Genomic DNA, 12,806 nt, shown 5'->3' on the forward strand with positions numbered 1-12,806 from the left:
TCAGTCTCCTTGTGGGGTGGTGCTGTTCGGGCCGAGGCTGCGCAGTCGGCCGTTCTCGCCGTCTCCTTGGAGGCGGACGGTCTCGGTGAGGACCTGGTGGCCCTCGCCGGTGAAGTGGAACCAGCCGTGGCGCGGTTCGAGGTCGCAGCCGCGCAGCTTCTTGGCGTCGTAGGCGGCGAGGCCGTACCAGATGTCCCGGACTCCGTTGGCCAGGGACCAGCGGATGGTCTCGTGGTAGGTGAGGGCGAAGTAGACGCCCTTGGCCCGGTCGTCGTCGAAGCCGGCGGTGCGCCCGAAGAGGGCGTCGCCGGAGCGGAGGTAGAGGACGAAGCCGAGGGTCTCGCCGTCGCGCTCGGCGCTGAGGACGAGGGCGCTGTCGCCGACGGTCTCGCGGATCGCAGCGAAGTCCCGCTCGACGCGCGGACGCCCGCCGGGCAGGCCGTACTTGGCGCGCAGGGCGACCTGGAGGTCGACGACGGGGCCGGTGAGGGCGTCTGCGCCCTCGCGGACCACCGTGGTGAACCCGGCCTCGGCGTACTCGCGCAGTTCGCGGTTGGCGCGCTTGCGCTTGCGGCTGACGAGGGTGGCCAGGTAGGTGTCCCAGTCCGGGGCCTGAAGGTGGAGGACGGATTCGGCGCCGAGGACGGCCGGGACGTGGCCGAGGTCCGCGGCCGCCGGGCCCAGGGTCTCGGCCTGTTCGTCGGTGGCGTACAGCAGGGCGTGGCTGGCGCAGCCCAGGAACCGGGCCGCGTCCTCCAGCAGCCGCGGCAGCTCGGCGAGGACCTCGCGGCGCTCGTCATCGGTGCGTCCGGTGGCGTGCACGATGCCGTGGTGGGAGCCGAAGACGGACAGCGCGACGGAGGGGTACTGGGCGGGGCGGGCCCGCGCCAGGGCGGCGGTCAGCTCCTCCCAGCGGGTGCGCTCGACCTCGGTGAGGTGTGCGGGGTCGCCGAAGGCGCCGAGGTTCCCGGTCATCTTGGGCACGTCGTAGAAGAGCAGGCCGCCGCCGTCCCGGGTGAGCAGCAGCGGGGCGAGGGCCACCAGGGCGCCGTCCGCGGCGTGGACGGCGAGGTAGTGGGTCTCGTGCAGGTCGGTGCGTTCGGTGAACCGCCACCAGCGGTCGTCGTCCCAGATGACCGGGGGCCGTTCCAGCGCCGGGAACTCCCGGGCGGTGGGGCGGCTCGCGGCGTCGAGCACCTTGGCGGAGTACTTCACCGCTCCTCCTCGACCGCTGCGGTGACCAGGTCCCAGCCGAAGGCGGCTTCGGTGTCGGCCTCGGTCTTGGCCAGGAGGGCGAGCAGCTCCCCTTCGTGGGCGGCGGTGACCAGCCAGGTGGCGATGAAGTCGCCGGACTTGCGGCCCGCGTAGCGGGCGCCGCCCCAGTCCTCGCCCGGCTCGGCGAGGACCGCGAAGTCGCGGGTGCCGTGCGGGGCTTCGGTGGGCACCCGGGTGATGCGGCCGTTGCGCGGCGGGAGGCCGAAGTTGGCGACGAGCGGGGCGGCGTGGGCGTGGGCGCGCACGGCGTCGAGGTCCACGGGCAGCCCGCATTCGATCCTGGCCCACAGGTGCCGCGGGTCGAGGCCGAGTACGGCCTCCAGCATGGCGGGGATCGGGGTGCCGCCGACCCGGCCGGCGATCTCGCACAGCACGATCTCGTCGGCGTCGGTCACGAAGAACTCGGCGTGCACGAAGAGCGCGGGCGCGGCGGGCAGGGCGGCCACGAGCCGCCAGGTCTCGTCCACCAGCCGTCGGTGCAGCGGGTCTTCGCGCTCCAGGGTCCAACTGCCGTTGCCGGAGTCGGTCCAGTGGGAGAGGCAGCCGCCGTCCGTGTAGAGGGAGGGGACGGAGACGACCGGTCCGCCGCCCGCGTGCAGGGCGTCTACGTGGAAGAACCGGCCGGCGACGAACTCCTCGACCTCGTGGTCGCCGGCGCGGATCCGGTCGGCGACGGCGGGCAGGTCGTCGGGGCCGTCCAGGACGGCCACTCCGGTGGAGCCGGAGCCGCCGCGCGGTTTGACGACGACCGGGCCGGGGTGGGCGGCCATGAAGGCGAGGACATCGGCCGGGGAGTCGGCCGGGGCGAAGGCGGGGACGCGGATCCCGCCCGCGGCGGCGAGCTCCTTCATCCGGACCTTGTCCCGGTAGGCACGGGCGCTCTCGGGGCGCTGGCCGGGCAGCGCGAACTCCTCGCGCAGGGCGGCGGCGCGCTCCACGTCGACCTCGGCGAGGGCCAGGACGCGGGTGACCCCGTACCGCTCGCACAGGCGGCGCGCGGCCTCCCGTACCGCCGTGTCGTCGAAGTAGTCGGCGACGGTCTCGACGGCCTGGAAGCCGGGACCGGGCTCGACGCCCCGCGCGGTCACGGCGAGCAAGCGGCCCGCCTCCTCGCCGAGCCATTCGGCGAAGGGCAGTCCCGCGTTGCGCGGGCTGAGCAGGACCAGGATCATGCGCCCGCTCCCGTTCCGTGGTGTGCGGCGAGCTCCGCGAAGGCGCGCGCGGTGTGCGGGTCGAGCGGGATGCCGTCGGCGGCGCGCCGCTCGGCGGAGCGCCGCTGCGGGTCGCCGGGGACCTGCACGGGCTGGGTGGCCTCCACTCCGGGCCGGGTGCCGCGGGTGGTGCCCACCAGGTCGGCGAATCCGGCGGCGAAGCTCTCGGCGCCGCCGAACGCGGCCGGGTCCAGGCAGATCAGGAAGTGGCCGACCTGGCGGCTGCGGCCGGGGGCGGATTCGCCGATGTGCTCCAGGTGCCAGTCCGCCGGCGAGCCGGTGAGGACGGCGCCGAGGAGGGTCGCGGCCATGGCGAGGCCCTGGCCCTTGTAGCCGCCGAGCGGGGAGAGCGCGTACGCCTCCTCGGGGTCGGTGGCGGGGCGGCCGTCGGCGTCGGTGGCCCAGCCCGCGTCGAGGGCGCGGCCGTGCTTGCGCCGCTCCTTGATCTCGCCGAAGCAGACCTGGCTGGTGGCCATGTCGAGGGCGAACTCGTCGCCGTCGTCGGCGGCGGCGAAGCTGAGCGGGTTGGTCCCGTACAGCGGGGTGGTGCCGGAGAAGGGTGCGACGCGGGACGCCGCGGAGGTGGTGACGATGCCGACGAGGCCCTGGGCCGCGAGGTGGCGGCTGTAGACGGAGGCGGCGCCGAAGTGGTTGGAGTTGCGGACGCCCACCGCGGCGACGCCGTGGGTACGGGCGCGCTCGGCGGCGATCCGGGCGGCCGCCAGGCCCGCGACCACGCCGAGGGCGCCGTCGGCGTCGAGCATCACGGCGGCGCCGGAGTCCCGCACGACGCTGATGTCGGGGCGCGCGGTGGCGATGCCCTGTTCGAGTTCGCCGAGGTACTGCGGGAGCAGGCGCAGGCCGTGCGTGTCGATGCCGCGCAGCGAGGTCTCGGTGAGGGCGGCGGCCACGTCACGGGCGTCGTCCTGCGGGACGCCCGCGGCGCGCAGCGCGGCGACCGCGGTGGCGGTGGCGACGGCCGCCGTCACCAGGCCCGCCCCGGCGGCGGGCGCGGTGGTGATCGGGGATGCGGGGGCGCTGGTCATGCGGGTGCCTTCCAGACCAAGAGGGATTCGGCGGCCGGCGTCGCCGCGGCGAAGCCGGTGGTGCGGGCCGCTTCGGCGAAGCCGGCGGCGCGCTCGGGGCGCATCCACACCGTGTCGGCGCCGTCGGCGACGGCGCGGGTGACGGCCGTGCGGAGGAGGGCGGCGATCTCCTGCGGGCCCGTCCCGTCCTCGAAGGAGAAGTCCATCAGCCGGCGCACCGTGTCGCTCGGCCCGTTCCCGGGCAGCGGCCGACGGCGTTCGACGAGTGCGGCGACGGGCACCGCCTCGCGGTAGGCGGCCAGAGCGCCGCCGTCCCAGCCGGCGTGCCCGCCCAGGGTGGGCCGCACGGTGAAGGCGGGTCCAGCGAAGTCGGGGACGAAGCCGGTGCCGGGAGCCTGCGGCAGGGTGATCCGGCCCCGGTCGTCGAGCAGCACCCCGACGCCGGTGTCCACGGCGAGCAGGGCGATGGAGTCCGCGTCGAGGTGGTCGACGTACGGTCCGAGGTGGGCGGTGGCGGAGACGCCCGCGCTGGACTCCGGCATGCAGCCGAGCATCGTGCCCAGGCCCGCGGCGCGTGCGCGGCGCAGCATCCGCAGCGCGGGGGTGATGCCCCCGGCCTTCATCAGCTTGAGGTTGACCCCGTGGAACGCCCGGACGCAGGCGTCGAGGTCGTCGGGCCCGGTGATGCTCTCGTCGGCGTACACCGGGATCGGCGAGGCCGCCTTGAGCGCTGCGGCGTCCTCCCAGCGCTCGCGCGGGTACGGCTGCTCCAGGAGTTCCACGCCGAGGGCGCGCATGTCCTCCAGCGCGTCGAACGTCGCGGCCGGCTCCCAGCCGCAGTTGCCGTCCACGAAGAAGGGGGCGTCGGTGTGCTCGCGCAGTGCCCGCAGGACGTGCAGGTCGCCGGGGGCCGCGAGCTTGACCTTGTAGGCGGGCCAGCCCGGCTGTTCGCGGAGCTTGCGCACCATCACGTCGGGCTCGTCGAGCCCGATGCTGTAGCTGGAGTGCAGGGCGCCGGGCTCCTCCCCGCCCAGGTGGCGCCAGAGCGGTACGTCCGCCAGCCGGGCGGCGAGGTCGTGCGCGGCGACGTCGAGCGCGGCCAGCAGGAAGGGCGAGCCCGCGAGCAGCGGGGCCAGCACGGCCCAGCTGCCCTCGGGGTCGCCGGCGGGCAGTGCGCGCACGGTGGCCGCGACCCGGCGCAGGTCGTCGTGCATGGCCGCGAGGGAGGAGTTGTAGCGGTCGGTCATGAAGGCCGAGGCCTCGCCGAAGCCGGAGCGGCCGCCGGCGGAGAGCTCGACGAGGAGGCCCGGTTGCACCGGGATGGCCTCGCGGGCACTGCGCCAGACGTCGTGGTCGGTGAGCCGGATCTCGTGGACGGCGAGCCTCATGCGGTCAGCTCCGGGAAGGGCGGGAAGGCGGCCCCGGAGGCGGACAGCGGCTTGAGGTCGTCGTACCACTGGGCGTGCTCGTCGTAGGCGGCGAAGAAGGGGCGGCCGACCCACTCGGGGCGGCGGGCCTGCAGGAAGCTGAGGACGAAGGCGCGTTCGCCGCCGACCTCGGCGGTGCCGTGGATCATCACCTTGCCCGGTCCGGCCGACATGACCGGGCCGCGCGCGGTGCGCGCGAGGCCGGAGACCCCGCGCAGCGCCTCGGTGTAGATGTCCAGGGCCCGCACCAGGGGAATCCCGAAGTAGTTGCGCGCCCCGGTGTCCCGCTCCACGAACATGTAGTAGGGGACGATGCCGAGGTCGACCTGCATCTGCCACATGCGGGCCCAGGCGGCCGCGTCGTCGTTGACGTGCGCCACCAGGGGCGCCTGGGCGCGGATCACCGCGCCCGTGGACCGGATCCGGGCGATGGCGTCCCGTACCGCCTGGGTCTCCAGCTCCCGGGGGTGGGAGAAGTGCGCCATGACGGCCACGTGGCGGCCCGCGGCGACGGCCTGCTCGAAGAGGCGCAGCAGGTCGTCGGCGTCCTCGCCGGTGGTGAAGCGGGCCGGCCAGTACGACAGGGCCTTGGTGCCGAACCGCAGGGTACGGATGGAGTCTGCGGCCGGTTCCAGCAGCGGCTCCACCCAGCGGCGGATCACGTCGGTGCGCATGATCATCGGGTCGCCGCCGGTGAAGAGCACGTCGGTGACCTCGGGGTGCCCGGCGAGGTAGCCGGTCAGGTCGGCGGGGTCGCGCAGCGCCTGGCGCAGCTCCGCCTGGCTGACGAACTGGGCCCAGCGGAAGCAGTACCCGCAGTACGAGTGGCAGGTCTGTCCCTGGGAGGGGAAGACCAACACCGTTTCGGCGTACTTGTGTTGCAGCCCGTCCAGCCGACGGCCGTCCAGCTCCGGGACGTTGGCCTCCAACTGGCCGCCGGGGTGCGGGTTGAGTTCGAGCTGCGCGGCCGCGGCGGCCAGGCGCAGCTCCCCGCGCGGGGCGCCGTTGTCGAGCAGCGCGGCCATCCGGTCGAAGACGTGCGCGGGGAGCATGTCGCGGTGCGGGAAGGTCAGTCGGAAGATCGGGTCGTCCGGCGCGGCCGACCAGTCGATCAGCTCGTCGGCCACGTACTCGTTGACCTTGAACGGGAGGACGCTGCCGACCACGCGCAGGTCACGCACGTACTGCGCGGGCATGCCGCGGTCCAGTGCGAGCTGAGCGAGCCGCTCGTTGGCGTAGTGTTTCACCGGAAGTCTCAATTCCTCTTCTGCTGCGACGACATCGGCGGGGCGTCAGCGCGCGACGTGGGACTTCGACCAGTCGAACTCGACGAGTTCCTGCGCGCCCATCCGCTCGATGAGGGTGTGCAGTCCCGTGTAGTCGCGGACGAGGCGCTTACGGCTCGTCTCGGCCTGGCAGTCGGCCAGCATCGCGTGGCCGCCCTCGATCTCGGCGAGGTCCATGATCCGGTGCCAGGTGGTGTAGTCGGTGGCGACGAACGCCTCCAGCCCCTCGAAGAGCATGTCGCGGAAGAACTGCCCCTGTTCGGCGTCGAGCTTGTCGTGCACCATCTCGGCCAGGACGGCGGAGATCGAGGCGTGGCAGTACTCGTCGCGGTTGTGCAGCTTGGCGGTGCTGCTGTTGACCGGCTGGATGTGCGGGTCGTCGGCGAGCAGGTCGAGGTAGGCGTTGATGGAGATCTCGGACACGGTCGCGAAGGCGAGCGTGGTCAGCGATTTCTGCCAGCGGTGCGAGGCGCCCTCGCGCAGCCGCAGGTGTTCCCGGGCCGTGTGCGAGATGGGCAGGTCGTTGTCGGGCATGGCGCGACCGCGCCGACGGCGGGTGAGCGCGCTCGCGTTGAGGTGCATGAGCGTGTGGTACTGCTCGTCGACCATGGCCTGCGCCAGCGAGATGTTGAGCGCCTCGTCCTGGAGCATGGGGTACTCCCCCTCCATGACGAGGGCGAACGCCGGGTTGGCCACCTTCTGTTCGGCCATGATCGTGTGCCGGTTGTACGCGATCCACGCCCAGCTCATCAGCTCCGACTTCTTCGCCGGGTCCAGCGCCTGGTAGGTGGGGTGGTCGTGGAAGGGCAGGATGCCCTCGGGGTAGTCGGGCCGGTCCACCTCGAACAGCTCGTCGAGGTCGGGCTCGTCGCGCTTGACGGTGGCCCTGCGGTGCCAGTTGCCGACGAGGCGCCGGATCACCGCGGTCTCGACCTGGTCGTTCGGGTCGTAACGGGGCACGCCTTCGGGCAGCCCCCGCAGCTCCTCCGGCAGGCCGGTGGGGAACTCCTCTTCCTTCTCCGAGTGCACGACGTTCTGGGCGATGGTGGTCATGGTCCAGCCTTTGGGGATCGGTGTTCCTGGGTGCGCGGTGCGGGGCGCCGCGCGGCGCGACGGCCGTCCGGTGCGGTGACCGGCCAGTGCGGCGACCAGCCAGGGCGGGGACGGCCCGTTGCGGCGCGCCGGAGTACGGCGCCCGGGTGCGCGGCCGGCGCGGCCCGGCCGCGCCACCGGGGCGAGCGGTCCCGGTGGAGCGGCGGCGGGCCGACCGCGTCGGCCTACGCGGTGCGGCGGCACGGTGCGGCCTGTGCGGTACCGCGTGAGCGGTCCTGCACCGGCGCCGCGCATCGGCGCGGGCGCGGCGTGACCGGCGCCGACGGGTCGGAGCCGGGCGGCCGGTGCGGGCGGGTCAGTGCTGGGCGGCGATCCAGTAGCGGGTCAGGTGCCGCTTGGCGTCGCGGTAGGCGGAACGGGCGTGCACCATGCGCTGGTTGTCCCAGACGAGGACCGCGCCCTCCGGGATCAGAACGGACCGCTTCTGCTCCCGGAAGAACGCCTCGGCCTGCTCGGCGAGGTGGATGCCGAAGCTGCCGAGGGGCAGATCCGCGGGATCGACGGAAGCGTCGACCGGCGGGTCGTACTGGCCGGTGGTGAGCAGGTTGTAGCTGAAGCGGACGATCTCCCGGCCGCCCGCGGTGCGTTCGACCACGGGACGGCGTACGCCTTCGGTCCCGACGCCGCCGGTGTTGTGGCCGAGCCAGTCGATGTCGCGCTCGTAGAGGGCCGCGCGGTCCTGGGCCGGGAGGGACTCCACGAACCGGCGCATGTCGGCCAGTTCGGTGTGGCCGCTGCCGCAGGTCGCCTGGACCTTGCAGTGCAGCGCGAGGTAGCTGGGCGTCGGGTTCCAGCCCGGCGCCTCGGTGTGGACCAGGATGGTGTTGACGCTCTTCGAGTAGCGGCGCTCCTCGAAGCCCGGAGCCGCCTTGACCTGGTAGCGCAGCGATCCGTCGTACTGCGGGACGAGTTCGCCGAAGGCGCTGAGTACCTCGGCGGCCTGCTCGTCCGTTTCGATGTCTGTGAGCAGAGTACAACCCTGTTCCGCAAGTTCCCATGCGTGAAGATCAAGGGCTGTGGTCATGACGAACTCCCCCGAGAATCTGTGGCTTTGATGTGCCTGGCGATCGGATCACGATCGCGCCGGACTGCATCCCGGCTTGATATTCGAGCAGCGCGGCAGACCTGGCAATGTTTCGAAAGGTGAGATGGGTCACCGCCGACCCCTGCAACCGAAACGGCCATCACCAGCCCCGCAGCCTGCGGTTGGTCCACTTCGGACAGTCGGGACGGTATACGGAACTGTCCGGATGACGGTGATCGGAATGTCAGATACCGCACATCGACGGCGCTCTTCCGCGGCCCGGATCCCCCCTCTCCCGCCGACCTGCGGGGGCGGTGAAGGGAGTGACGAGCGGTGCGCACCGAGCCCACTCCGGACCGGAACGGTTGCAAACGGACGCGGATCACCCACGCGTAGCGACACCACGGCGGACCTGGCACACCGTCACCCGTTACCGGCCACCGGACGGTGCCGGGAACCGCCTGCCCCGACATTGTCCGGATTTAGTCGTTCCTCTTGCTCCCGAGGGCCCCCGCGCGCCCCTCCCGCCCCGCCGTCACCGCGGGCTCGGGACGCCCTCACCGCCCGCTCCCGTCGACCGGGTCCGTGGCGAAGGTCACCACCGCGGCGCGGGCCCGGCGGAGCGCGGCGGCGGCGCCGGGTACGGCCGCGCCGCCCACCGAACGGGCCCGACGGACCGGGGGTCCGTCAGGCGTTGTCCGATGGGCGGCGCGGTCGTCCGCCGGGGTGCGTAGACGAGGTAGCACTCGCGGTGCTCCATGACGGGCGGGTTGTCGTACGGCGAACGGCGGGTGTACGCACCCCCGCGCCCGGATCACCTACCCGAGGCGCAGCACCTTCGCCCCGAACGACGGCTCGACCAGGTCCTCCTTCAGCGCCAGCGGGATCGTGGCCGCCCCGGGCCCGTCGCCCAGCACCAGCTCACCGACCTGGGTGCCCGCCTTCGCCGCGTGCGGCAGCGCCTTGCCGCCGTCGGCGAGCCGCAGCCGCACCTTCTGGCCCGGTACGCCGGCCACCTGGCCGTCGCGCGTGGCCATGAGCGGGGTGCGCTTGCCGAGCTTGTCGTCCACGTACCCGACGACCTGGCCCTTCTTCACGGCTCCGGCGGCCGTCAGGGCGCCCCGCACCGACTCGATGACCTTCCTGCTGTTCGTCTTGACGAGCTCCAGGCTTTCCAGCGCGTCCTTGTCGGGCGCGGGAGCGCGCTGCTCCAAAGTGGCCCCGACGATCAGCTGGTCCTTGCCGCCGACCGACTTGTACGCCGCCCACATCAGGGCCCCGCCCGCCGCCGAGCTGGAGCCGGTCTTGATGCCCGCGACGCTGAGGCTCTTGTCCAGGAGCAGGCTGCCGTTGTTGTTGATCAGCGGCTTCGCGAGGCCCGGGATCGGGGCGCTCGCCATGGACACGATCGCCCGGAAGGCGTCGAACCGCATGACCGCCTCCGCCAGTTTGACCTGGTCCTCGGCCGTGCTCTTCGTCCCCGCGTCGAGTCCGCTGGGGTCGGTGTAGGTGGTGTTCGTCATGCCGAGCTCCTTGGCGGCGGCGTTCATCTTCTCGACGAACGCGGCCTCCGAGTCACTGCCGCCGTCCCACCGGGCCAGCAGCCGGGCGGCGTTGTTGCCCGAGGGGATCATCAGCATCTTCAGCACGTCCTGCTGGCTGTACTTGGTGCCGGCGGTCAGCCCTTCGACGCGCGACTCGTCCGCGGACGCTCCGTCCGCGACCATCTTCGCGTCGATCTCGATCTGGGGGCCCGCCTCGCCCTTCTTCAGCGGGTGGTCCGTGAGGATGACGTACGCCGTCATCACCTTGGCCACGCTCGCGATCGGTACGGGCTTCTGCTCGCCGAAGCTGCTGGCGTCTCCGCTGCCGATGACGCGCATCGCGCCCTGGCCCGCGCTCGGCCACGGCGCGGTGTACGTCCCGTCGAAGGTGAAGGACGCCGCGGCGTCCCCGGTGGTCACGGTCGGCGCGGGCAGCGGTCGTACCATCTGGGCCACCACGGCCGCGCCGACCAGCCCGAGCAGGACGGGCGTCCAGATCTTGGCCCGGCGGCCGAGGGTACGGGCCGTGGTCTCCGGCGGCGGGGGCGTGTTGGTGAGCTGTGCAAGCAGGTCGAGGGGCGGTACGGGCCGCGGGGGTTCCGGAGCGGTGGGCCTGGCGGTGGAGGCGGGGGCCGGTGCCGTTGCGGCGGGGGCCGGAGCCTGGGTGCGGGCCGGGGGTGCGAATGCCGCTGCGGCGGGGCCGGGGGCCCGGGTGCGGGCCGGGGGTGCGGTGCGCTCGTCCGGGGCGGGGGCCTTGGCCGGGGCCGGGGCCGCGCCCTTGGCCCAGGAGGGGGTGGTCGGGGCGGGGGCGGCCGGCGCCTTGGCCGGGGCGCCCGTCGACTCCAGCGGCTTGAGGGCGACGAAGGTGCTGGTCCGCTCATTGTCGGACTCCGGCACCGCCGCACGACCGGCTCCGGCTCCGGCTCCGGTCGGCTTCCCGTCACCGGTCCGGGACGAGTCCTCGGTCCCGGCCTTCGACGAAGCCGCGCCCCGGGCTCCGGCCGACGCCTTGTTGTCCGCTTCGGCCGCCGCCTTGGCGGGGGCTTCGCTCGACGCCTTGGTCGACCCCGGAGCCGCCGCCTTGGCGGATGCCTCGATCGGTGCCTCGGCCGCCGGATCGATCGGCGCCTTGGCGGGTGCCTTGGTCGGCTCCTCGCTCGACGACTTGGTCGACGCCTTGGTCGACCCCTCGGCCGACGCCTTGGCAGGTGCCTCGCTCGACGCGTCGGCCGATGCCTCGGCGGGGGCCTCGGGCTGTGCCTTGGCGGGGGCGTCAGCCGTGAGCGGGGTCGGCGTCCCGGCAGCGCTCTCGCTCTCGGTCCCGGTCCCGGCTCCGGCTCCGGTCGGCGTCGCGGCATCGGCTGCCGCCCCGGCTCCGGTTCGTGCCGGCTCGTCCGCGGACTCTCGTACGGGTGGGGCGGGCTCCGCCTCGGCGCGGAAGTCGGAATCCGGCTCCGGCGCCGGCTCCGCCTCGGCGCGGGGAGCGGATTCCTGCTCCCGCTCGCTCGCGGGGGCGGGGACCGCGGCCTGATCGGCGGGGGCCGGGGTGGCTTCAGGGGGCGCCGGTTCGGGAGTGGACGTCTCCACCGCTTCCGCGGTCGAACCCTGCGCGCTCTTCGACGTGTCGGACGATTCGCCCGCCACTGGTACCGCCTTCATCCCTCGTGCCACCTAGCTTCTACCGGCCGGGACACCAGCCCGCCCTCTGTCTCGTGGTGTCGGTGACACCCCCGTGGGGGTGTCACTCGATCATGTAGAGACCCCGGAGGCACCCATTGGTTCCGGGAAAACGGCCATAAATATCCGCATTGTGTCCAGCGGCGTGCGCAGGCCCTACAACAGGCCCGTACCGAGCCGCGGTACGAAGAGGTGCGCGGCCCTGTGCTCCGCCGCCAACCAGGACGCACCCGCCCCCAACAGGCCCGACGCCGTGGCACGCGCGAGGGCCTGACGGTGTTCCGAGCACGGTTCGCAGCCGGGGGTCCAGTGCGGGATGTGCTCCAGGTGCATGTTCGCCAGGTGCCGGGCCAGCCGGGTGCGCGCGGCCCCGGCCGCGTCCTTCGGCCCGTCGGCCCCCGCGCGGACGTTCTGCACCAGCGCGTACAGCCGGACGCATTCCGCGCAGTCGGACATCCAGGCCGGGGTCGGCGGCCACTGGGTTGCGGGGCTGACGCCGTCGACACTCATGGGCCCACCTTAGTTGCAGGTCATGGCCGCACCGGTCGCTGAGGCCGTGTCGTCGGGCCGGTACCGGGCGCACGGCCGCGCGCGTCGGCCCGTCAGGCCTCGTACTCGGTCAGGTCGATGGTGTGCACACGCAGCAGGTGGCCGTGCTCGGGCTGGGTCACGTCGCGGGCCGTCTCCATGCCCAGCTTGCGGATCACGTTCTCCGACTCGTCGTTGCCCACCCGGTTGATGGCGATGACCCGGTCGAGGCCCCGGTCCTGGAGCGCGAACTCCAACGTCGCGTGCGCGGCCTCGGAGGCGTAGCCCTGGCCCCAGAAGGGGCGGCCGAGCCGCCAGGTGATCGCCACCTCGTGCGCGAACTCCGGCAGGGCGTCCGGCACGGTCAGCCCCACGGCCCCGATCAGCTCTCCCGAGGCGAGCAGCTCGACGGCGAAGAGGCCGAAGCCCTCGTCGTCCCACTCCTCCTCCCAGCGCTCGATGTCCCCGGCGGTCTCGTCCAGGTCGCGGACGGATCCCTCGCCGATCCAGCGCATCACCTCCGGGTCGGCGTTGATCTCCGACAACGGAACGAGGTCGTCGTCGTTCCAGCGGCGGAGGAGGAGTCGGGGGGTGCGGATCTCGGTCATGCCCCTCATCCTGCCGAACCTCGCCGGCCAGGGGTAATCGGCGCCCGCCCGTCTCCCCTCGTTGCGG

General features: G+C 73.3%; 10 protein-coding genes. All 10 read right to left on the minus strand.

Translation table 11 applies throughout. The annotated features are described in order from the left end of the window. A complete protein-coding gene (locus tag ACIQWR_RS07720) occupies positions 1 to 1,215 on the minus strand; it encodes a GNAT family N-acetyltransferase (RefSeq protein WP_404005826.1) in 1,215 nt (404 codons plus the stop codon). Then, the gene (locus ACIQWR_RS07725; RefSeq protein WP_404005828.1) at positions 1,212 to 2,447 is read right to left on the minus strand and encodes an acetyl-CoA carboxylase biotin carboxylase subunit family protein; all 1,236 of its coding nucleotides are present in this window, start codon (positions 2,445 to 2,447) and stop codon (positions 1,212 to 1,214) included. The genes ACIQWR_RS07720 and ACIQWR_RS07725 overlap by 4 nt, the downstream gene beginning before the upstream one ends. Continuing rightward, positions 2,444 to 3,532 carry an Ldh family oxidoreductase gene (locus ACIQWR_RS07730; protein WP_404005830.1) on the minus strand — a complete coding sequence of 363 codons (1,089 nt, stop codon included), beginning with the start codon at positions 3,530 to 3,532 and terminating at the stop codon, positions 2,444 to 2,446. The genes ACIQWR_RS07725 and ACIQWR_RS07730 overlap by 4 nt, the downstream gene beginning before the upstream one ends. After that, entirely contained in the window at positions 3,529 to 4,920 is a 1,392-nt protein-coding gene (locus tag ACIQWR_RS07735; RefSeq protein WP_404005831.1) for a dipeptide epimerase, read from the minus strand. The genes ACIQWR_RS07730 and ACIQWR_RS07735 overlap by 4 nt, the downstream gene beginning before the upstream one ends. Then, positions 4,917 to 6,206 carry a KamA family radical SAM protein gene (locus tag ACIQWR_RS07740; RefSeq protein ID WP_404005833.1) on the minus strand — a complete coding sequence of 430 codons (1,290 nt, stop codon included), beginning with the start codon at positions 6,204 to 6,206 and terminating at the stop codon, positions 4,917 to 4,919. Before ACIQWR_RS07740 ends, ACIQWR_RS07735 begins: the two co-directional genes overlap by 4 nt. Before the next feature lie 45 nt (positions 6,207 to 6,251). Continuing rightward, entirely contained in the window at positions 6,252 to 7,298 is a 1,047-nt protein-coding gene (locus ACIQWR_RS07745; protein WP_404005834.1) for a diiron oxygenase, read from the minus strand. A gap of 355 nt (positions 7,299 to 7,653) precedes the next feature. Further along, complete coding sequence (locus tag ACIQWR_RS07750) at positions 7,654 to 8,382, minus strand: TauD/TfdA family dioxygenase (protein ID WP_404005836.1); 729 nt, start codon at positions 8,380 to 8,382, stop codon at positions 7,654 to 7,656. An 818-nt stretch (positions 8,383 to 9,200) separates the two neighbouring features. Further along, positions 9,201 to 11,585 (minus strand): serine hydrolase, encoded by a 2,385-nt coding sequence (locus ACIQWR_RS07755; protein WP_404005838.1) that lies wholly within the window; start codon positions 11,583 to 11,585, stop codon positions 9,201 to 9,203. A 174-nt stretch (positions 11,586 to 11,759) separates the two neighbouring features. After that, positions 11,760 to 12,113: a hypothetical protein gene (locus ACIQWR_RS07760; RefSeq protein ID WP_404005840.1), complete on the minus strand. Its 354-nt coding sequence runs from the start codon at positions 12,111 to 12,113 to the stop codon at positions 11,760 to 11,762. A gap of 92 nt (positions 12,114 to 12,205) precedes the next feature. Then, on the minus strand, positions 12,206 to 12,739 hold the full coding sequence (locus ACIQWR_RS07765; protein WP_404005841.1) for a GNAT family N-acetyltransferase: 534 nt from the start codon (positions 12,737 to 12,739) through the stop codon (positions 12,206 to 12,208). Between the last annotated feature and the right edge of the window lie 67 nt (positions 12,740 to 12,806).

It is taken from the genome of Streptomyces sp. NPDC098789, from assembly GCF_044759975.1.
Taxonomy (GTDB): Bacteria; Actinomycetota; Actinomycetes; order Streptomycetales; family Streptomycetaceae; genus Streptomyces.